This is a genomic window from Sedimentitalea arenosa, assembly GCF_016428585.1.
Taxonomy (GTDB): Bacteria; Pseudomonadota; Alphaproteobacteria; order Rhodobacterales; family Rhodobacteraceae; genus Sedimentitalea; species Sedimentitalea arenosa.
This window is the reverse complement of the sequence record NZ_JAELVR010000009.1, coordinates 203,108-223,894: the sequence shown is the minus strand read 5'-3', so window position 1 is coordinate 223,894 and position 20,787 is coordinate 203,108. Positions and strand designations below refer to the sequence as shown.

The following is a 20,787-nucleotide window of genomic DNA, read 5'->3' as shown; positions in this document are numbered from 1 at the left end:
AAATCGCCGAAATACTTCGTGATCGCAGCCGTCAGCGTCGTCTTGCCGTGGTCAACGTGACCAATCGTGCCGATGTTCACATGCGGCTTGGTACGCTCAAACTTTTCCTTACCCATCTTAAGGCGCCTTTTTGGTTTTGAGGGGTCCAGTGACCCGGATTTACGTCGAATGCGCGCGCGACATATGAGGTTCGGCCCGGAAAATCAAGCCGTGTTCTACCGGCGAAGCCTATTGAAATAGGGCCGAATTCCGGCTGACCTCAACGGCGGTTTGCGACGTGGTTTCAGGCTTTGGATCGAACCAGCCGTCGTTCTTGTGCCGCTCTTCCAACCAGTCGCCCAACTGGTCCAGCGCATTGGCGGTCAGCCCGTCCATCTGCTCCTGCTTGCTGCGCTCCCGGCCCGAGCCCTTGAAGAAGGTCGTGACGGTGGAATCCTCGACGACCGTAATCTGGTACACCTCGTCGTTCAGCTTCTTGCCGGCGGCATCGTCCCAGACAGTCACGTTGATGATCAGCATCGACCGCGGGTTGTATATGAAACCCTCCGGCGCCAGCATGTAGCCTTCGACGCTGATCCCGAAATGGTAGAGCTGATCGCCGTCAAAGCCGCCAAAGCGTTGCTGGACGGCGGTCTTGATCGTTTCTTCCCATTCCTCGGCCGTCGCATCGCGCGAGATCGGACCCTGGCGCATCTTGTCCGCGACAACGATATTGTGCCCGAGCTTGAACTCGCCCAGTGAAGACGGGGTCCTGTCCTGCGGTCCGGTGTTGCAGGCGGCGAGCAGGGAAAGCCCCGTCAGCAAGGCTAGAATGCGGATCATCGTGCTCTCTCGTTTACCTCAATTCGCCCCCGAATAGACCAGAGGCGCCACGGACGCAAACCTTGGCTCGGCAGAAAGCGCAGCATTGCGTCACATCCGCGCGAGCGTTTTCGGATCAGGTGAACTTGTTGTCGCGCGGGAAGCCGTAGGGCGGGCGCTTGCCGACCCCGGCACGCTTGCCCAGCCATTCCGTCATGTCCGGTTCATGCCGCGTCTTGCCGCCGCCCATCTCCCAGCTGAGACCCTCGGCCCAATCGAATGTGGTCAGGTCTGACAAGCCGCCATCGAGCTCGAGCGATCCCTGCTTGCCTCGCGCCATGTTGTACTTTTGCAGGCGCACACCCTTGCCACGGGTCATCTCGGGAAGTTCGCTGGCCGGGAAGACCAGGAACTTGCCGTTCTGCGAGACGATCGCGACGTGATCACCCAGCATCGGACGGCACACCTGCGCGCGCGCCGCGTCACCCAGGTTCAGCACCTGCTTGCCCGTCCGGGTTTGCGCCACGACGTCCGCTTCCGGAACGACGAAACCGTTTCCCGCAGAGGACGCGACCAGCAGTTTGCGATCCGGACGGTGGATGAACAGGTCGACGATCTCGGCCTCGTTCGGCAGATCGACCATCAGGCGCAGTGGTTCGCCCATGCCGCGCCCGCCGGGAAGGCTCGCGGCGGACAGCGTGTAGAACCGCCCGTTGCTGCCGAAAACCAGCAGCCGATCGGTGGTTTCGGCATGGAAGATGAATCGAGGCCCATCGCCATCCTTGAACTTCAGCTCGCGGTTCAGGTCGATATGCCCGGTCATCGCCCGGATCCAACCCATCTGCGAACAGACCACGGTGATCGGTTCGCGGTCGATCATGGCTTCCAGCGGCACCTCCTCGACCTCGCCCGCCTCTTCAAGCCGGGTCCGCCGGGCACCGCCTTCATAGTCCTTGCCGAAGGTCTTCTTGGTCTCTTTCAACTGCTCCGCGATGCGCGCCCATTGCAGGTCTTCGCTGTCCAGCAGGTCCTCGATGTCCTGGCGTTCGCGCAACAGCTCGTCATATTCGCGACGCAGTTCCATTTCTTCCAAACGCCGCAAGGACCGCAGGCGCATGTTGAGGATCGCGTCGACCTGGACTTCGGACAGTTCCCCCTCGCCCGGCGGCGGCGTGACGTAATCCGCCTCCGAGGTCGCGCGGATGAAATCACGCGACCAATCCTCGCGCATCATCGCCGCCTTGGGATCGTCGTCATAGCGGATGATGTCGATCACGCGATCAAGATTCAGGAACGCGGTGATGAAACCTTCGAGAACCTCCAGCCGGTGGTCGATCTTGGCCAGCCGGTGCCGGCTGCGGCGCAGCAGGACCTCCTGCCGGTGGTCGAGGAAGGCGCGCAGCACCTCCTTGAGGCTGCAGACCTTGGGCGTAACCCCATCGATGAGCACGTTCATGTTCAGGCTGAAACGCACTTCGAGATCGGAGTTGCGGTAGAGCATTCCCATCAGAACTTCGGGATCCACATTCTTGGATCGCGGCTCGATGATCATGCGGATATCGTCGGCGCTCTCGTCGCGAATATCCGCGAGGATCGGGATCTTCTTGGTTTGGATCAGTTCGGCGATCTTCTCGATCAGCCTGGATTTCTGCACCTGATAGGGGATTTCGGTGACCACGATCTGCCACTGGCCTCGGCCCAGATCCTCGACCTCGTACTTGCAGCGCAACCGGAACGAGCCGCGACCCGTACGATAGGCGGTGGCGATGTTTTCGGGCGGCTCGACAATCACGCCGCCGGTGGGAAAATCCGGGCCCGGCACGTATTTCAACAACGTGTCGTCTCGGGCATCTGGTGTCTTGATCAGATGCAGGCAGGCGTCGCACAGCTCGGCGATGTTGTGCGGCGGGATGTTGGTGGCCATGCCGACCGCAATGCCCGACGAGCCGTTCGCCAGAAGATGCGGAAACTGGGCTGGCAGCACGACCGGTTCCCGCAGCGTGCCGTCGTAATTGTCGCGGAAATCGACCGCATCCTCGTTCAGCCCTTCCAGAAGCGCCTCTGCGACGATGGTCATTCGCGCTTCGGTGTATCGGCTGGCCGCAGGGTTGTCGCCGTCGATATTGCCGAAGTTGCCCTGCCCGTCGACGAGCGGATATCGGACGTTGAAATCCTGCGCCAGTCGGGCCATCGCGTCATAGATCGCCGCATCGCCATGCGGGTGATAGTTGCCCATGACGTCGCCGGAAATCTTCGCTGACTTGCGGAATCCGCCGCTGCTGGACAGCTTGAGTTCGCGCATCGCATAGAGAATTCGGCGATGCACGGGCTTCAGACCGTCGCGCGCATCCGGCAGGGCACGGTGCATGATGGTCGATAACGCATACGTGAGGTAGCGCTCGCCGATCGCCCGGCGCAACGGTTCAGAGACCGCTTCGCCTCCGCTCGTGGGCTTCATGTTGGGGTCGTCAACCAGATCGCTCATAGATGATGTGATACGCCGACCGAAGACGCGGGTAAAGCGGCGGTTGCAGAATTTGGTAACGCAACACAGAAGACAAACCCGCAGAAGAATCCCGCGGGAGGGGCGTGTTTCGAATCGTCCGTTTGTTTATCATGAATTCGTGGGTGTTTGCCGGGGATCGCTTCGATGCGCTTGATTTTGCCGAGTTTCATCATTCTGGCCGTCGTGTTCTATGAAATGAGCGGCGGTGCCGATTTCCGGCCACCGGAACCACCGGCACCCATACTCGTCGAGGCGCGGGAGACGCAACAGCCGATCCGGATCGCGCCCGTCGAGGCCAAGGCGACCACCACGAAAGCGCCAAGGGTCGAAAAGGTCGCGGCGGGTCCCGTGACCGAAACCGTCGCCAAGCCAGTCGAAACCGAAGACAGCCCAGCGACCGGAGCAGAAATCGCGGAAGTCCGCGCCAGCCTGACCCAAGGCCTGTCTCTGCTGCCGGACTCGGGCGGCTCCGACCCGCTGCAACTGGTCTCGCTAGAACTGGGCTCTTCCGGTCTGCGCCAGGCTGCACCGAAGCCGGACCGGGAGGCCGTTGAAGAACAGCCTTCTGCGACCCCCACCGAACCTGACCGCGATCTGCGCGAGATCATCGGCACGCGGGTCAACATGCGCGATGGACCGGGAACGATCTATCCCGTGGTCGCGCGGCTCAACATCGGCCAATCGGTCGAAGTGCTCAGCGAAAGCGGCACCGGCTGGCTGCGCTTGCGCACGCTGCCGGAACAGCAGCTTGGATGGATCTCCGCCTCGCTGGTCAGCAAGGCCGACCGGTAAACTGCATTTTGCCAAAGCCCCAGCTTGCGCGTCGCGAACACGGCGGGCATAGATCGCCCGGGAAACCGGAGCGGGGCGCGCGGCCAGATGCAGAAATCCATCCTGATCACCGGCTGCTCTTCGGGCATCGGGCTTGACGCGGCCAGAACCCTGCGCGACCGAGACTGGCGCGTATTCGCTGCCTGTCGACAGCAAAAGGATTGCGACCGCCTCATCGCCGAAGGTTTCGACAGCCCGAGAGTCGATTATTGTGACGCCCACAGCATCCGGCAGGGGCTCGCCCAGGTGCTGGCCGCCACCGGGGGCACGCTGGATGCGCTCTTCAACAATGGTGCGCACCAACTGGCCGGACTGGTCGAGGACCTTCCGACCGAGGGTCTGCGCGCGATCTTCGAAGCCAATCTGTTCGGATGGCATGATCTTACGCGGCAGGTCATTCCGGTGATGCGCCGGCAGGGATACGGACACATCGCGCAATGCTCTTCCGGTCTCGGCCTTGTCGCGATCCCCTGGCGGGGCGCCTACACAGCGACGAAGCACGCGCTCGAAGGGCTGAGCGACACCATGCGGGTCGAATTGCGCGGCACCGGCATCCACGTGGTTCTGATCGAACCAGGTCCAATCACCACGATGTTCCGTGAAAAGGGCATTCCCTATTTCGAACGTTACATCGACTGGAAGTCCGCGCCACGCCGCGCCGACTACGAAGCCCGTCTTATCCCGCGCATGTACAACGGCACCGGACCTGACCGGTTCGAATTGCCCGCCAGCGCGGTGACAGGAAAATTGATCCGCGCGCTGGACAGCAGCAACCCGAATCCGCGCTACTACGTGACCACCGCGACCTATATCGGCGGATACCTCAAACGCATCCTGTCGAGTCGGATGATAGACCGTATCGTGGCCCGAATCTGAAAAAGCGGTTCGCTTTCGAAGCCGGAAACGCTAGGTCTCGGCCTAGGCCGAAACCGAACCAACCGAGACGAGGGAAAAATGGGCGATCCGCTGTTTCTTGTGATCATACTTGCGGTTTGCGCCGTCGTCGTCGTCCTGATGATCGGAATCGGCGGCTTCGCCAAGGGCGGGGCGTTCAACCAGAAATACGGCAACAAGATGATGCAGCTCCGGATCCTTGCGCAGGCGATCGCCGTCGTCCTGATCCTGCTCTACATCTGGTTGCGTGGCAGCGGAGGGCAATGACCATGGTGGTGCTCAACAAGATCTACACCAAGACCGGAGACGCGGGAGAGACCGCCCTCGGAAACGGCACGCGCGTCGCCAAGCACGCGCTGCGGGTCACCGCCTATGGCACATCGGACGAATTGAACTCCTGCGTCGGCGTGGCCCGGTTGCATGCCGACGGCGAGGTCGATGCTGCCCTCTCCCGCATCCAGAACGACCTTTTCGATCTCGGCGCCGATCTGTGCCGCCCGGACATGGAGCAGGACAGCGACGCGGAGTATCCGCCGCTGCGCGTGATCGACAGCCAGGTCGAACGGCTCGAAAGGGAAATCGACGCGATGAACGCAGGTCTCGAACCACTCCGCAGTTTTATCCTGCCCGGAGGCAACGCATTGGCCGCCCATCTGCATATCTGCCGCACGGTGGCGCGCCGCGCCGAACGGCTCACCGTCGAGCTCGCGACGCTGGAGACGGTCAATCAGGCAGCAGTCAAGTACCTGAACCGTCTGAGCGACTGGTTCTTCGTCGCGGCCCGTACCGCCAACAATGGTGGCAAGGACGATGTGCTCTGGGTGCCGGGCGCGAACCGGTGATGGGACAGGCCGGAAATGGGCGGCTTTCACCGACCGAAAATGCTGGGTGAGAGGAAAAACGCGACGTCTGACGCGAATGATGTGACGATTTTGCCCTGTTTTCAATGTCCGTCCACGGCTATCACCGTCGGGAACGTTAGAAACCGAGTCGAAGACCGGCTCGGGTTGTGTTGAGGAGAGAACCGCAGATGAAGGTACTGGTGCCTGTCAAGCGCGTGATCGACTACAACGTGAAAGTGCGTGTGAAAGCGGACGGAAGCGGTGTCGATCTGGCCAACGTGAAAATGTCGATGAACCCGTTCGACGAAATCGCCGTGGAAGAGGCGATCCGCCTGAAGGAGGCCGGCAAGGCCGACGAGATCGTCGCTGTCTCGATCGGCGTCAAGCAAAGCCAGGAAACCCTGCGGACCGCTCTGGCGATGGGGGCCGACCGGGCGATCCTGGTCGTGGCAACCGACGACGTGCACACCGATATCGAACCCCTGGCCGTTGCCAAGATCCTGAAAGCGGTGATCGAGGAAGAGCAGCCAGGCCTCGTCCTGTGCGGCAAACAGGCGATCGACAATGACATGAACGCCACCGGCCAGATGCTGAGCGCCCTGCTCGGCTGGTCGCAGGGTACCTTCGCTTCCGAACTGGAACTGGACGGCGACCACGCGATCGTGACCCGCGAGGTCGATGGCGGTCTTCAGACCATCAAGGTCAAGATGCCGGCGATCGTCACAGTCGACCTGCGTCTGAACGAACCGCGGTATGCCTCGCTGCCCAACATCATGAAGGCCAAGAAGAAGCCGCTGGATGAAAAGACGCCCGAAGATTACGGCGTCGACGTCTCGCCGCGGCTGCAGGTCGTCGGAACCTCGGAACCCTCCGCACGGGCTGCCGGAATCAAGGTCGGCTCGGTGGACGAGCTGGTAGCGAAACTCAAGGAAGTGGGGGCTGTGTGATGGCTGTTCTTCTTCTCGCAGAAGTCAACAATGGCGAACTGGCCATGGATGCAACGGCCAAGGCCGTGACCGCGGCTGCCAAGCTGGGCGACGTGACCGCCCTGTGCTGTGGTGCATCGGCCGCCGCCGCAGGCGAAGCCGCCGCCAAGATCGAAGGCGTCTCCAAGGTGCTGGTCGCAGAGGATCCGTCGCTGGGTCACCGGCTGGCAGAAGCCACCGCGGCGCTGATCGTCAGCCTGGCGGGTGATTACGATCATATCGTTGCGCCGGCGACCACGGATGCCAAGAACGTCCTGCCCCGCGTCGCCGCGCTGCTTGATGTGATGGTCATTTCCGACGCATCCGGCGTGGTCGATGCCGACACGTTCGAACGCCCGATCTATGCCGGCAACGCGATCCAGACGGTCAAGTCGAGCGACGCCAAGAAGGTCATCTCGTTCCGCACGTCGACCTTCGACGCCGCAGGCGAAGGCGCCGCGGCCCCCATCGAGACCATCAGCGCGGTGGCCGATCCCGGCCTGTCGTCCTGGGTCGAGGACAAGGTCGCCGAAAGCGATCGTCCTGAACTGACCAGCGCCGGTGTCGTCGTGTCCGGCGGTCGCGGCGTCGGGTCCGAGGACGATTTCGCCCTGATCGAGAAACTGGCGGACAAGCTTGGAGCTGCTGTTGGTGCCTCGCGCGCTGCGGTTGACTCCGGGTATGCCCCGAACGACTGGCAGGTCGGTCAGACCGGCAAGGTCGTCGCGCCCGATCTCTACATCGCGGTCGGCATCTCCGGAGCGATCCAGCACCTCGCCGGCATGAAGGACAGCAAGGTCATCGTCGCGATCAACAAGGACGAAGAGGCACCGATCTTCCAGGTCGCCGATTTCGGACTCGTTGCGGATCTGTTCACCGCCGTACCGGAACTGACCGAGAAACTCTAAGGCACGACACAGCCTGCATTGCACGAAAGGTCCGCCGATTGGCGGGCCTTTTTCATGCGTGGTCGCGCAGGGCCTCGGCCAATCGATCGGCGATCAGCATATGCGTATCCGGCCCGATCGAGCTTTCGGCCACAGGGGCCTGAAGCGGGCCATGCACCATCATGGCGGCTTCCCCCGTGATACCTGCCGGCTGAACTTGCAGATCGATCACGTCGGCGCAATGTGGCGCCAGGCTGTCCAGCATGTCGCGAGTGATCATCAACGGATCAGACCCCAGTTGACCGGACCCCGCCTCCGCGCCCGACTGCTCACGGCGCAGCCAGAGCAGCAGCACAGGTGCTTTCAGCGACTCGATCAGCAAGTTCATGCGACCAACCCACGCCTCGCGCAGTTCGCTCCGGATCGCGGCAAATCGGTCGGGCGACAGGGCGCACAATGCGGTCAGCATGTGCTTGTTGAAGTTGAACTCCGTGAAATCGACTTCGGGATAGACCCTGCTCAACAGGGCGGTCGGCTCGAGGAACCGGTCATTGCGACGCGGATGCACCCGGTAGAACCGGTTTGACAGGTTCTGTGCTCCCATCACTTGTACGACGACCGCCCTTGCGGCCCCGGCGACACGGATCAATTCGGCATCGTTGAGAAATGCATCAACCCCCGCATTCGCGCAACCGAGGTTGACGCAGGTTGTTGATACTTGCTCTTCGAGAAGCGCGGGAAACGGCCGATGCACGAACTTGCCATAGGTGTCGCTGCTGCCCAAGAAAGCGAAATAGGGCACCCCCAGATCACGTTGCGGCCCCCGCACCAGCAACCTCGACTCGCCATAACGACAGGGAACATCATCAAGCGCGCGTGCGCTTGGGACCTCGAAACTCATCATACCCACCAGTATTTGTATTCACCCGACATCGAAGGTGACGTCGAATCCTTGCGATTCGGCTAACTTGTGCATTTGACGCAAACTGTTGCGGCCGCACCCCCTTGTCGCGGCCCGTGCGGCACCGGTAAGATCAGGCAACAAAAGGCGAAAGGCGCATTCATGAGCATTCAGACAATCGGCGTGATCGGAGCGGGCCAGATGGGCAACGGGATCGCGCATGTCATGGCGCTGGCCGGGTATGACGTGCTGATGACCGACATCAGCCAGGAGGCGCTTGACGCGGCCTTGGCCGGAATCGACGGCAACATGGCGCGGCAGGTGTCGCGCGGCAAGATCGCCGAGGCCGATATGACGGCGGCGATGAAGCGTATCGGCACGACGCTCGCGCTGTCGGACCTCGGCGCAAGCGATCTGGTCATCGAAGCCGCCACCGAACGAGAAAGCGTGAAACAGGCGATTTTCGAGGACCTGCAACCGCATTTGCAACCGCACACGATCCTGACGTCGAATACTTCGTCGATCTCGATTACCAGGCTGGCCAGCCGCACAGACAGGCCGGAACGGTTCATGGGGTTCCATTTCATGAACCCGGTTCCGGTAATGCAACTGGTGGAACTGATCCGGGGCATCGCCACGGACGAGCCGACCTACACGGCCTGCCGCGAGGTGGTGGACCGGCTGGGCAAGACTGCCGCCAGCGCCGAGGATTTCCCGGGCTTCATCGTCAATCGCATCCTGATGCCGATGATCAACGAGGCGGTCTATACGCTCTATGAGGGCGTGGGGAACGTGCAGTCGATCGACCAGTCGATGAAGCTGGGTGCGAACCATCCGATGGGTCCGCTCGAGCTGGCCGACTTCATCGGTCTGGACACCTGCCTTGCGATCATGAACGTGCTGCATGACGGTCTGGCCGACACGAAATACCGTCCCTGTCCGCTGCTGACCAAGTATGTCGAGGCCGGCTGGCTTGGCCGCAAGACGCAGCGCGGGTTTTACGACTATCGGGGAGAGGTACCCGTTCCGACCCGCTGACGCCCCGGTCGTCTCAAAGCCCTTGAGAGACGCCCTTGTCGTGTCCGGTCAATCGACCTGTGATTTCAGGTTCAGCGTATGCTCACGCAGCCATGCCATGAAGCCACGCGGGTCGGTTTCCAGCCGCTTCATGTCCGCGTCGCTGATTGGCGGGCCCACGACAGGCGCCTGCGGCTTGTTGCACGAGCGAACGATCTCATGCAGCAACAGCCCCTGGCGCAGCACCGGAGAGATCCGGTTTGCGATCTGGTAGGCGCGGGAGTTATTGCCCGGGAAATAGATCGGCACGACCTTGGCGCCCGAGCGTCGGATCATCTTTGCGGTGAAGACATTCCATTCCCGTTCGATGGCCGGACCGAACCAGCTGTCCGACGACATGACGACACCCGACGGGAACAGCGCGACGACACCGCCGTTCTGCAGATGCGCCATCGCGTTGGCGCGCATCTCGACCATCTTTCGTTGCGCTTCGGGATCGTGCGGGAACGGCACCGGGATCATGAAGGATGTCGCGGCTTCGTCCAGACCGGTCAGCACGGAGCGCGTCAGGATCCGATAGTCCTGTCTCACGCGGCCGATCAGGTCGGCGAAAATCATGCCATCGACCATTCCGTGCGGGTGGTTGGCCACCACGACGACAGGTCCCTCCTTGGGAATGTGGTCTAGCTGCTCAGGCGGCGTCAAAAGGTCGATGCCCATCACGTTCAGCGCGCCGCGCCAGAACTTCTGGCCGCGATACTGTTCGTTGGTCTTCTCGAACCGGCTGACCATGCGCAAGATCGTGATCTTGCCGGTGAACCATTCGATCGCCCGGATCGCGAACGCCGTCCAGGGATCGTCGAACGAATTGGCATAGGTCAGCGTACGCCGATCATAGACCTCGCCGCGTGAGGTCTCCGGCTCCGCGGCGACGCCCGGTCTGCTGTCCTGTGCGGTGTCCGCCAATGGCCTTTTCCCGTATCTCTTGCCGTTCGGCGTGGTCAGACGCCTTCGCCGAACCTGTCCGCGACCAGAGCCTCAAGCGCATCCGCCAGCGCCTCGGCGTCCGGTCCGGTGGTCTGAACGTCAATACTGGTTCCTTTGGATGCTGCCAACATCAAAAGGCCCATGATGCTGTCCCCCGAGGCCGACATGCCGTCGCGCGAGACCTCGGCGCGCGCGTCAAAGCCCTCGACGACCTCCACGAGCTTTGCCGAGGCACGGGCATGCAGACCCTTCTCATTCACGATCTTCAGTCTTCGGTGGGTCATTCCGTCGAGCCGCCTTGGTCAGAGCTTATATTCTGTGAGTTGATGTACTTCTTGCCCGCTTCCATCGCCGCCCTGACGGCGTCGGAAACCGGCAATTGGCGACTTTTCGCCAGCTTGATCAACATAGGGAGGTTCGCGCCGTAGAGGATCCGGCGGTTGTCGGGCGCGCAGGCCTGCAGGCTCAAATTCGAGGGAGATCCGCCGAACAGGTCCGTGACGATGACGACTCCATCGCCCGAATCCACCGCGTTCGCTGCTGTGGTTATCTCGCTCTGCTTGGCCGAGCGGTCGTGGTCGGGTTCTATCGCGATGGCGCGTATCCCCGGTTGCACTCCGACGACATGCTCGATCGCGGCCAGGTACTCTCTGGCCAACCCGCCATGCGCCACGATTACGACTCCGATCACCCCGGCCTCTCGTCAGTGTTGTGGCTCGTCAGCTCACGGTGCCTAATTGACACTTGCTGTCCATGCTCCGCAAGGGCCTTCGCCAGCGTTTCGGCCAGAACCACGGAACGATGCTGGCCTCCGGTGCAACCGAACGCGATCGAGAAATGGGACTTGCCCTCGTCGACATAGGCAGGAAGAAGCAACAACGTCAGGTCCAGCACCCGGTCGAAGAAGGGCGCGAAGCGCGGATCCGACATCACGTGCGCCCTGACGCGCTCATCACGACCGTCGAGAACACGCAGCGGTGGCGTCCAATAGGGATTGGACAGGAAACGGCAATCGAACACCATGTCGATCCCGCGCGGCAGCCCCCGCTTGTAGGAGAACGACTGAACCGACAGCGCAAGCGGTGTGCGTCCTCCGGGCGCGAGCCAACGTTCGATCTCGGCTCGCAGCTGATGCACGTTCAGTTCCGAGGTGTCGATCAGGATATCCGCCAAGTCCCGGATCGGCGCCAGCAGGTCGAGTTCGCGCCCGACGCCAATTTCCGGACTCTCGGCAGGTGCAAGCGGATGACGGCGCCGGGTTTCCGAGAAGCGGCGCAGCAGGACATCGCTGCGACAATCAAGATACAGCACGGTCAATTCGGTCTCGGCCTGCCCGGCCAGGTCTCCGATGAGATCGGTCAGCGCTGCAGTTGAGAAATCCCGGTTGCGCGTATCCACGCCAAGCGCCAGCGGTCGTTGCGGCCCCGGCCCTTCCAACAGCTTCGGAAGCAGATGGAAGGGAAGATTGTCGATCGACTCAAAGCCGAGGTCTTCGAGCACATTGATTGAAGTCGATCTGCCCGCGCCAGACGGGCCGGTGACCAGCACCAATTGTGAGGGGACAAGAGGCAGGCCCGTCATGTCGGCGCGTGCCGTCCGGATTTGAGGAACTGCAGCAGCGCGGCCGCGAAATGCGGCGCGTCGACCTTGTGCAGCAGCGGAATCGACGTGCCGAGATACGAGGTTTGCCGCGCTGCGGGCAGGCGCGCGGCTTCCACCCTGTCCATATCGACCACGGCCGCGACGGACACGCTTTCCAGTGACTTGGCCGTCAGGATACCCACCCCGCGTGCCTCGATAAGGCCTTCGATGCCGGTAGGAGCCGTCGCGGTCATCATGCCTTCCTCCGATTTGAGAACGACCCTGTCATCGGACACCAAGGTGGCGCCCATCGCCATCAGAGACAAGGCCAGCGACGACTTGCCACTGCCTGATGCACCGATAAGCAGGAGGCCACGTCCGCACAGAGCCACGCAGGTTCCGTGTACCGTCTGGCTGTGATGGGTCCGCATTTCGGCCTCCGGTTGTGTCCCGTCAGATCGGCAATCCCACCACGAACCGGGCCCCGAGTGGATCGGACGTGATGTCGGCTGCCGTGGGGCGGATGTTTTCCGCCCAGATCACACCGCCATGGGCTTCGACGATCTGCTTGGAAATTGCAAGTCCGAGCCCCGAGTTGTTGCCGAAATGCTCTTCCGGCCGTTGCGAGTAGAAGCGTTTGAATATCTTGGACAAGGCCTGTTCCGGCACACCCGGGCCTGTGTCCTCGACAACGACCAGCACCCGGCTGTCCCTCCGGCGGACCCAAACCCGGATCGCATCGCCTTCCTCGCAGAAGGATATCGCGTTCCCGATCAGGTTGACGAAAACCTGGGCGAGGCGTGCCTCCAGCCCTTGGATCATGATCGGCGTCTTGGGGAGATCCGTCAGGTACGTAATCCCTTTGGAGCGGGCATCTTCTCCCAGATACCGGTTGATATTGCCAAGCATGGCGAGCAGATCGAAGGTCTGCTCCTCCTCCTTCACCAGTTCGGCATCGAGCCGCGACGCGTTCGAGATGTCACTGACCAGCCGATCGAGCCGGCGGACGTCATGCGCGATGATATCGAGCAACTTGTCGCGCTGGTCGTCCCGTTTGACCACGCGCAGGGTGCCGACGGCGGATTGCAGGCTCGCCAAGGGGTTCTTGATTTCATGCGCGACGTCGGCAGCGAATTGCTCGTTGCCCTCGATCCGGTTGTAGAGGGCCGCCACCATGCCCCGAAGCGCGCGCGACAGTCGTCCGATTTCATCGGATCGCTCCGACAGGTCGGGAATGCGGATCCTGCCCGGACGTGTGTCGCGGGTGTTGCGCTCACGCCCCAACTCCGCCGCCTCGGCCAGATCGGCAAGCGGATTGGCGATGGTCGAGGACAACACTAGACTCAGGCCGACCGAGACGAGTGCGGCCACGACGAACATCTCGAGAACCCGTTCACGCTCCCCGCGCACCAGCGCATCGATCTCTCCCGATGGGCTGGCGACGGCAACGACCCCCGCAGCGAAACCATCACGCAGGATCGGCGTGAGGGCGGAAATCACCGTGCCGCCCGCGGTATCCAGCCCGGTTTTCACCTGGGTGCCCTGTGCGACTGCGTCAGGAACGAGGGTTTGCAGTTGCTCTGCCACCTCGCGATGAGATTGGTCGGAATCGGGCGTGACGATCGTGGACAGCGTGCGCCAGATTGAGGCAAGCGCATCGTTGATCGGCGTGCCGCCTGCATCACTTCTGTCCAGCGAGTTCAGCGCGCGGCTCTGGTTGGTTCCGCGCGTATGCGCGACCAGCCTTGCGTCATGGTCAAAGACATAGACATCGACACCGTTCCTGAGCCTCAGTCCCTTCAGCGCATCCGTTGTGCCCAGATCGTCGGCGACTCGCGCCGCATTGGTCAATCGTGCCTCGAATACGTTCGCGATCAGTTCGGCCTCGCCGACCAGCGCACTGGCGCGTTGCAGAACAAGACTTTCGCGGGTGCCGTTGAGATAGAGGATACCAGCGACGAGAACATTCAACGCGATCAGGTTGAACATGATGATCTTGCGGGTCAGCGGAGACGCGCGCAGCGACCTCATCCGACGCGGCGCCCCCCCGAGACGGTCGTGCCGCGGTCCTTGCGCGGTCGCAACGCCAGCTGCCGATGGCACATCGGTGGCGGCCGCCACGGTCACGTCGGCACTGCTCATCAGATCGCTCTATTCTTCGTTGTAGCGATAACCGATTCCGTAAAGCGTTTCGATCGCCGAGAAGCTCTCGTCGGCATTGCGCATCTTCTTGCGCAAACGCTTGATATGGCTGTCTATCGTGCGGTCGTCGACATAAACCTGATCGTCATAGGCGACGTCCATGAGCTGGTCGCGGCTCTTCACGAAGCCCGGTCGTTGGGCCAGGGCCTGAAGCAGCAGGAATTCAGTTACAGTCAGCGAGACGTCCTGCCCCTTCCAACTGACAGCGTGGCGCAACGGGTCCATCTTCAGGGCGCCGCGCTCCAGCACCTTGGACTCGGGGCCCGCACCTTCGATATCGCCCGAAACGGCGTCCTGCCGGCGCAGGAGTGCGCGGATCCGCTCTACCAGAAGGCGCTGCGAGAACGGCTTTTTGACGTAATCGTCGGCCCCCATTCGCAGGCCAAGCACCTCGTCGATCTCGTCATCCTTGGAGGTCAGGAAGATCACCGGCATCTGGCTCTTCTGTCTGAGGCGCTGCAACAGGTCCATGCCGTCCATGCGCGGCATCTTGATGTCGAGCACGGCCATGTCGGGCAGTTTCTTGTTGAACGCGTCCAACGCGGACTGCCCGTCATTATAGGTTTCGACCTCGAACCCTTCCGCCTCCAGTGTCATCGAGACGGAGGTTAGGATGTTCCTGTCGTCGTCAACCAATGCAATCTTTGACATCGAAAACCTCTTGTCTAACTTGGCTTGTCCGCAGTGCGGACGCGAAACACCGGGAAACGGCAAAGCCGCGAATCACCGGAACGCTCGGCGACGATTAGGGCAAGAAAGGGTTATTAATGCCTGAACTCGCTCCGATCCCGGCACGCCTATGAAGGTCGCATTTTCATGGTTGCGCTAAAATCAGCCTTGGTTGCGCTAACTGCGATGAAGCGCCCTGTTCACTTCACGAAGCCTCATGTTAAAGCCGCTGGCAAAGGTGCCTGACCGGGCTCGCCGCCTGCGCGGACCCTGCCAGACGAGGCCCCACACAGGAGAAACGACCTCATGACATCCGGACGGGTAAACCCGAATTTCCGCCTGCAAGATCAAGGGATCGAAGGCGTGGAGAATGTCCACTACAACCTTCTCGAACCCGCCATCATCGAAGCGGCGCTGCGCCTCGGCGAAGGCTCTCTGGGTCAGGGCGGTTCATTCATGGTCGAAACCGGCAAATTCACCGGTCGATCTCCCAAGGACAAGCACGTCGTCCGCACGGCCACGACAGAGGACACGATCTGGTGGGACAACAACGCGCCAATGACGCCCGACGCGTTCGACAGGCTCTATGACGACATGATCGCGCACATGAAATCGCGCGAATACTTCGTTCAGGACATGTTCGTCGGCGCCGACCCGGTGCATCGACTGAATGTGCGCCTGGTGACTGAACTGGCATGGCACAACCTGTTCATCCGTCACATGTTCCGCCGCCCTGAACGCGAGGAACTGGACAGGTTCGTCGCCGAATACACCGTCATCAACTGCCCATCCTTCAAGGCCGACCCCGAGCGGCACGGCTGCCGCAGCGAAACCGTCATCGCGATGAATTTCGACCGCAAGCTGATCCTGGTGGCGAGCACCGAATACGCGGGCGAAAACAAGAAATCGATCTTCTCGATGATGAACTACCTGCTGCCCGAGAAGAACGTGATGCCGATGCATTGCTCGGCCAACCACGCCAAGGGCAACCCGGTGGATTCGGCTATCTTCTTTGGCCTCTCGGGCACCGGCAAGACCACGCTGTCGGCAGACCCCGACCGCGTCCTGATCGGCGATGACGAACATGGCTGGTCCGATCGCGGCATCTTCAACTTCGAAGGTGGCTGCTATGCCAAGACCATCCATCTCAGCCCCGAGGCGGAGCCCGAAATCTACGCCACGACCACCAAGTTCGGCACTGTGATCGAGAACATGGTCTATGACGAGGAAACCCGCGCGCTCGACTTCGAGGATGACAGCCTGACGGCGAACATGCGCTGCGCCTATCCGCTGCACTATATCTCGAACGCGTCGGAAACCGGCATTGCGGGCAATCCCAAGAACATCATCATGCTGACCTGCGACGCGTTCGGTGTTCTGCCCCCGATCGCTCGGCTGACCCCGGCGCAGGCGATGTATCACTTCCTGTCGGGCTTCACCTCGAAAATGGCCGGCACCGAGCGAGGCGTGACGACATCCCAGCCGACATTCTCCACCTGTTTCGGCGCGCCGTTCATGCCGCGTCGACCCGAAGTCTATGGCAACCTGCTGCGCGAGAAGATCGCCACCCATGGCGCAACCTGCTGGCTGGTCAATACAGGCTGGACCGGCGGCGCCTATGGCACCGGCTCGCGGATGCCGATCAAGGCGACCCGCGCGCTGTTGACGGCAGCGCTGGATGGCTCGCTCTCCGAGGTCGAGTTCCGCAAGGACGCGAATTTCGGCTTCGAGGTTCCGGTCAGCGCGCCGGGCGTTGCCGAGGTTCTGCTGGACCCTCGCCGCACCTGGGACGACCCGCTGGCCTATGACAAGCAGGCCGCGGAACTCGTCGAGATGTTCGCCACCAATTTCGAGCAGTACTTGCCCTATATCGATGAGGACGTGAAAGCCGCAGCCATCGGCTGAACACGATCTCGTCGCGGCAACAATCAGGTCCCGGAAAACTTCGGGGCCTTTTTTCTCTACCCGATCAGGCCACGCCGGACGAGGTTCAGGCCCGCCAAGAGCAACACAGCCAGCGTGGCGCGGCGGAAGGTCTCCTGATCGATACGATCCTGAAAACGCCCGCCCAGCCACATCCCCAAAAGCGCGGGCGGGATCAGCACCAACGAGAACGGCAGAGTCTCGACCCGCATCACACCCGACCCCACATGCGCGCCGAGCAAAGCCACCGCGCCCATGCCGTAGATCACGCCCTGGATGCGCATCTGGTCCGCCTTGGGCGTGTTCAGAGCGGTCAGATAGGCCACTGTCGGCGGCCCCCAGATCCCCGACAACCCGCCGATGAACCCGGCAACGGCACCGACGGCGGCTTCGATCGCCCGGCTTGGCGCGGCCAGGGAAAAGCGCAGGCCGATCAATTGCATCAGAGAGAACAGCGTGATCGGAATGCCGATCAGCAACAGCAACGTCGCATCCGGCAACACCCGGACAAGCTGCGAACTCGCAAGCAGGAAGACGAGCCCGACCAACAGGAACACCCGGAACCGGCGCACCGATCCCAGCGCTGCCCGTGGCCCTTGGCGCAGGGCCTGTAGCCCGTTGGCGACGACAGTCGGCAGGATCAAGCCCGCCAACGCAAGCTCGGGCGCGAGAAACATGCCCAGCCCCGACATCGTGATCATCGGCATCGCGAAACCGACCAGCCCCTTGACCAGCCCGGCAAGAGTGGTCACGGCGAAGGCCAGCGCTAGCTCTGACGGAGATAAAAGGGTAAAGAGAGATGCCATAAACGTCTCTTACCATCGCCCTACGCGGATGCAGCAAGAAAAGCGACGCGCAACAATTGGTCTTTTGGAGCATCAATGCCGTATTTAAGTTGCGCTGCACCTGCGAAGTGACTAGGACCGGGGCAAGCAGAGAAGGATGTGATTCATGGCTCATGACGGACAGGATGTGACAGTGGCGACCAAAGGTGCAAAAACCGTGATCCTGCCGGATCTCCTGACGTTGACCGGCGCGGCCGTGGCTCCGGTCGACGGCATTCTGGACATCGCGCGCAACCGCGTGCGCGACATGGTCAGCGAGGGGGGGCGTGTCTCTGGTGCCCTGATCGAAGCGCATCAGACCGCCGCGCACGGCCTGGCCTGGCTGGCCACGTACGCACAGAGCCTGCGTCAGATGCAGGGCTGGGCGGAACGCCTGAGCGAGCAGGGCAAGTTCGGCGAGACCGAACAACTGATCCACCAGATCGCGTTCGGCGAGTATCTCTGGCAGATCTACGGCGGCATCCCGATGAGCCAGGGCGAAATCCTGCGCGCCCAGGATATCGGGCTGAGCCAGGACGACATGCGCGGGATGATGACACCGGAAATCATGACCCTGACGCAAAACGGCAACAGCCAGGCCGCACGGAGCCGCCTTGTCGAGTTGATGCAAGAACACTCGGCCAACATAACGGTCGGTGCCTCTGGGCTCGAAGAAGAGCTCGAGATGATCCGCGAACAGTTCCGCCGCTATGCTGTTGAGAAGGTCGAACCCTTTGCCCATGACTGGCATCTCAAGGACGAACTGATCCCGATGGAAATCATCGAGGAACTGGCCGAGATGGGCGTGTTCGGCCTGACCATCCCCGAGGAATACGGCGGTCTTGGCCTGTCCAAGGCATCAATGTGCGTCGTGTCCGAAGAACTGTCACGCGGTTATATCGGCGTCGGCTCGCTCGGAACACGCTCTGAAATCGCGGCCGAACTCATCCTTTGCGGCGGCACCGACGCCCAAAAAGAGAAGTGGCTTCGGCGGCTGGCCAGCGCCGAGACCCTGCCAACTGCCGTCTTTACCGAACCCAATACCGGGTCCGACCTCGGATCCCTGCGCACCCGCGCGGTCAAGGATGGCGAAGACTACCGCGTCACCGGCAACAAGACATGGATCACCCATGCCGCGCGCACCCATGTGATGACGTTGCTGGCGCGCACCGATCCCGACAGCACCGACCATCGCGGCTTGTCGATGTTCCTGGCCGAAAAGACTCCCGGCACGGACGACGTCCCCTTTCCGACCGAAGGCATGACCGGGGGCGAGATCGAGGTTCTGGGCTATCGCGGCATGAAGGAATACGAGCTGGGCTTTGACAACTTCCACGTCAAGGGCGAGAACCTGCTCGGCGGCGAGGAGGGCAAGGGCTTCAAGCAGCTGATGGAGACGTTCGAATCCGCCCGCATCCAGACTGCCGCGCGCGCAATCGGCGTTGCGCAGTCGGCGCTCGACATCTCGATGCAATACGCGATCGACCGCAAGCAGTTCGGCAAGTCGCTGATCAACTTCCCGCGTGTGTCGGGCAAGCTGGCGATGATGGCGGTCGAGATCATGGTCGCGCGGCAGCTGACCTATTTCAGCGCCACCGAGAAGGACGAGGGCCGGCGCTGTGATCTCGAGGCCGGGATGGCCAAGCTGCTTGGCGCCCGCGTCGCCTGGGCTGCGGCCGACAACGGCCTGCAGATTCATGGGGGCAACGGGTTTGCACTGGAATACAAGATCAGCCGCGTGCTCTGCGACGCCCGGATCCTCAACATTTTCGAAGGCGCCGCCGAAATCCAGGCGCAAGTCATCGCCCGTCGCTTGCTGGGATAAGATCGCCCCTTGCGCGGTCAGAGTCGCATTGCGGCGCGCCCTGACAGGTTTGGCGTGTCTCCCGCTGACGGGCTGCGCCGGCGATGAAACACTCACCGCGTATGGGGCGGACCACCGGGTTTGGCGCCTCGTCGAAGTGAAAGGCGACACCCGACCTCCGCCTCTCTTGCTGACCTTCGCCGCGGCTGGACAGATACAGGGGCGAACCGCCTGCGGTGAGTTCGCCGGCGAACTGGCCGCGCCCTACCCATGGTTTGAAATCCGACCTGTTCCACGAAGCACGCCGCCCTGTCGCGCTGATGCCACGGTTCTTTCCGCGCTGGCCGGCATGACGCAATCGGAAGTGTCCGGCGATGTCCTGATCTTGCGCAATGATTCCGGAGGCGAAATGGTGTTCAGAGCCGACGGCTGAACACATCGATAAACCGGCCGCGTGCCTCGGGCACCTGAGCATGGCCAAGGGCCGGGGCGAGCCTGTGTTTTAGGAAATGGCCGGTCGTCCCGAGCGCGATGGCGATCTCTTCATCCGGGGCCAGACCTTCGCCGCGCATGACCGGCGGCAGCGGCAGCATGCGGTCCGCCCATTCACCTGCCCCCGCGCGTGACACCGCCCGCCCGGACCTGGGCGAGACATAGACCAGCTCCTCGGTTGCACCGGTTGCGGCGCAGGCGGAAAGATCGATCCCGAAGCCCAAGTCCTGCAGCAAGGCGAGTTCCCAGCGCAAATAGGCCAAGGGCCAGATATCGTCCTGCCCGAGCAGGTCGAGCAGTTGCTCGCTGCGCTGGTAGAGATCGGAATGGGCCTCGCGCTCGGGCAGGCAAAAGCTAAGCAGCGCCGTCACCGCATTCAACCCGGCCAGTGCCAGCCGACCGGACAGCGCGGCGGCGGCGCGGCTGCGCAGCGGTTCGACCTGGTAGGTACCGAGGTGATCTTCGAGCCGCGCACGCCAGGCCAGGTCGAGTTGGGCGCCCGGCTGCAGGATCGGCGCGATCTTGCGGCTGGTGCCACCGCGCACGACACCGGAATGGCGACCATGACGGCGGGTGAACACGTCGATGATGGCCGAGGTTTCGCCATGTTGGCGAGACGTCAGAAGAATTCCGTGATCGCGCCAATCCATGGATCAGAGCT

Annotated in this window: 23 protein-coding genes; 10 read left to right on the top strand and 13 right to left on the bottom strand. The window is 62.2% G+C overall.

Annotated features, from left to right (window positions below; all coding sequences use genetic code 11):
* The 3 genes from JF290_RS14315 to JF290_RS14305 form a co-directional block, all read right to left on the bottom strand.
* Positions 1–116: GTP-binding protein (locus tag JF290_RS14315; protein ID WP_199025574.1), on the bottom strand; the 116-nt coding region annotated here is incomplete at its 3' end.
* Positions 117–228: 112 nt separating this feature from the next.
* Positions 229–822: a hypothetical protein gene (locus JF290_RS14310; protein WP_199025573.1), complete on the bottom strand. Its 594-nt coding sequence runs from the start codon at positions 820–822 to the stop codon at positions 229–231.
* Between the two features lie 115 nt (positions 823–937).
* Entirely contained in the window at positions 938–3,286 is a 2,349-nt protein-coding gene (locus JF290_RS14305) for a DNA topoisomerase IV subunit A (protein WP_199025572.1), read from the bottom strand.
* Between the two features lie 165 nt (positions 3,287–3,451).
* Between JF290_RS14305 and JF290_RS14300 the strand changes: the two genes are divergently transcribed.
* From JF290_RS14300 to JF290_RS14275, 6 genes are all read left to right on the top strand, one after another.
* On the top strand, positions 3,452–4,099 hold the full coding sequence (locus tag JF290_RS14300; RefSeq protein ID WP_233155382.1) for an SH3 domain-containing protein: 648 nt from the start codon (positions 3,452–3,454) through the stop codon (positions 4,097–4,099).
* Positions 4,100–4,186: 87 nt separating this feature from the next.
* Positions 4,187–5,014: an SDR family NAD(P)-dependent oxidoreductase gene (locus JF290_RS14295; RefSeq protein WP_199025571.1), complete on the top strand. Its 828-nt coding sequence runs from the start codon at positions 4,187–4,189 to the stop codon at positions 5,012–5,014.
* A gap of 78 nt (positions 5,015–5,092) precedes the next feature.
* A complete protein-coding gene (locus tag JF290_RS14290) occupies positions 5,093–5,299 on the top strand; it encodes a twin transmembrane helix small protein (RefSeq protein WP_199025570.1) in 207 nt (68 codons plus the stop codon).
* A 2-nt stretch (positions 5,300–5,301) separates the two neighbouring features.
* Positions 5,302–5,874, top strand: coding sequence for a cob(I)yrinic acid a,c-diamide adenosyltransferase (locus JF290_RS14285; RefSeq protein ID WP_199025569.1), 573 nt, complete (start codon positions 5,302–5,304; stop codon positions 5,872–5,874).
* Positions 5,875–6,062: 188 nt separating this feature from the next.
* Positions 6,063–6,821: an electron transfer flavoprotein subunit beta/FixA family protein gene (locus JF290_RS14280; RefSeq protein WP_199025568.1), complete on the top strand. Its 759-nt coding sequence runs from the start codon at positions 6,063–6,065 to the stop codon at positions 6,819–6,821.
* The gene (locus tag JF290_RS14275; protein WP_199025567.1) at positions 6,821–7,747 is read left to right on the top strand and encodes an electron transfer flavoprotein subunit alpha/FixB family protein; all 927 of its coding nucleotides are present in this window, start codon (positions 6,821–6,823) and stop codon (positions 7,745–7,747) included. Before JF290_RS14280 ends, JF290_RS14275 begins: the two co-directional genes overlap by 1 nt.
* A gap of 52 nt (positions 7,748–7,799) precedes the next feature.
* Here the strand turns inward: JF290_RS14275 and JF290_RS14270 are convergent, their stop codons facing one another.
* Complete coding sequence (locus JF290_RS14270) at positions 7,800–8,627, bottom strand: DUF6473 family protein (protein ID WP_199025566.1); 828 nt, start codon at positions 8,625–8,627, stop codon at positions 7,800–7,802.
* A 162-nt stretch (positions 8,628–8,789) separates the two neighbouring features.
* Between JF290_RS14270 and JF290_RS14265 the strand changes: the two genes are divergently transcribed.
* Entirely contained in the window at positions 8,790–9,665 is an 876-nt protein-coding gene (locus tag JF290_RS14265; RefSeq protein ID WP_199025565.1) for a 3-hydroxybutyryl-CoA dehydrogenase, read from the top strand.
* 48 nt (positions 9,666–9,713) lie between these two features.
* Here the strand turns inward: JF290_RS14265 and JF290_RS14260 are convergent, their stop codons facing one another.
* The 7 genes from JF290_RS14260 to JF290_RS14230 are packed head-to-tail and all read right to left on the bottom strand — an operon-like array spanning position 9,714 to position 15,065.
* Positions 9,714–10,610 carry a lysophospholipid acyltransferase family protein gene (locus tag JF290_RS14260; RefSeq protein WP_199025564.1) on the bottom strand — a complete coding sequence of 299 codons (897 nt, stop codon included), beginning with the start codon at positions 10,608–10,610 and terminating at the stop codon, positions 9,714–9,716.
* 35 nt (positions 10,611–10,645) lie between these two features.
* A complete protein-coding gene (locus tag JF290_RS14255) occupies positions 10,646–10,915 on the bottom strand; it encodes an HPr family phosphocarrier protein (RefSeq protein WP_199025563.1) in 270 nt (89 codons plus the stop codon).
* Positions 10,912–11,322 carry a PTS sugar transporter subunit IIA gene (locus JF290_RS14250; protein ID WP_199025562.1) on the bottom strand — a complete coding sequence of 137 codons (411 nt, stop codon included), beginning with the start codon at positions 11,320–11,322 and terminating at the stop codon, positions 10,912–10,914. The genes JF290_RS14255 and JF290_RS14250 overlap by 4 nt, the downstream gene beginning before the upstream one ends.
* On the bottom strand, positions 11,319–12,212 hold the full coding sequence (gene rapZ, locus JF290_RS14245) for an RNase adapter RapZ (RefSeq protein WP_199025561.1): 894 nt from the start codon (positions 12,210–12,212) through the stop codon (positions 11,319–11,321). Before rapZ ends, JF290_RS14250 begins: the two co-directional genes overlap by 4 nt.
* Positions 12,209–12,643, bottom strand: a complete 435-nt coding sequence (locus tag JF290_RS14240; RefSeq protein ID WP_199025560.1) for an HPr kinase/phosphorylase — start codon at positions 12,641–12,643, stop codon at positions 12,209–12,211. The genes rapZ and JF290_RS14240 overlap by 4 nt, the downstream gene beginning before the upstream one ends.
* A 22-nt stretch (positions 12,644–12,665) precedes the next feature.
* Complete coding sequence (locus JF290_RS14235; protein ID WP_199025559.1) at positions 12,666–14,354, bottom strand: sensor histidine kinase; 1,689 nt, start codon at positions 14,352–14,354, stop codon at positions 12,666–12,668.
* A 9-nt stretch (positions 14,355–14,363) separates the two neighbouring features.
* Positions 14,364–15,065 (bottom strand): response regulator transcription factor, encoded by a 702-nt coding sequence (locus JF290_RS14230; protein ID WP_199025558.1) that lies wholly within the window; start codon positions 15,063–15,065, stop codon positions 14,364–14,366.
* Positions 15,066–15,389: 324 nt separating this feature from the next.
* On the opposite strand from JF290_RS14230, the gene JF290_RS14225 reads away from it, so the two are divergent.
* A complete protein-coding gene (locus tag JF290_RS14225) occupies positions 15,390–16,988 on the top strand; it encodes a phosphoenolpyruvate carboxykinase (RefSeq protein WP_199025557.1) in 1,599 nt (532 codons plus the stop codon).
* 56 nt (positions 16,989–17,044) lie between these two features.
* Here JF290_RS14225 and JF290_RS14220 read toward each other — a convergent pair whose 3' ends face one another.
* Positions 17,045–17,812 carry a sulfite exporter TauE/SafE family protein gene (locus JF290_RS14220; RefSeq protein WP_199025556.1) on the bottom strand — a complete coding sequence of 256 codons (768 nt, stop codon included), beginning with the start codon at positions 17,810–17,812 and terminating at the stop codon, positions 17,045–17,047.
* A 145-nt stretch (positions 17,813–17,957) separates the two neighbouring features.
* Here JF290_RS14220 and JF290_RS14215 point away from each other — a divergent pair, with 145 nt between their 5' ends.
* Positions 17,958–19,655: an acyl-CoA dehydrogenase family protein gene (locus tag JF290_RS14215; protein ID WP_199025555.1), complete on the top strand. Its 1,698-nt coding sequence runs from the start codon at positions 17,958–17,960 to the stop codon at positions 19,653–19,655.
* Positions 19,543–20,067, top strand: a complete 525-nt coding sequence (locus JF290_RS19740) for an META domain-containing protein (protein WP_268912018.1) — start codon at positions 19,543–19,545, stop codon at positions 20,065–20,067. Before JF290_RS14215 ends, JF290_RS19740 begins: the two co-directional genes overlap by 113 nt.
* On the opposite strand, the gene recO is transcribed toward JF290_RS19740, so the two are convergent.
* Positions 20,051–20,776, bottom strand: coding sequence for a DNA repair protein RecO (gene recO, locus JF290_RS14205; RefSeq protein WP_199025553.1), 726 nt, complete (start codon positions 20,774–20,776; stop codon positions 20,051–20,053). The two genes, JF290_RS19740 and recO, sit on opposite strands and share 17 nt — an antisense overlap.
* Between the last annotated feature and the right edge of the window lie 11 nt (positions 20,777–20,787).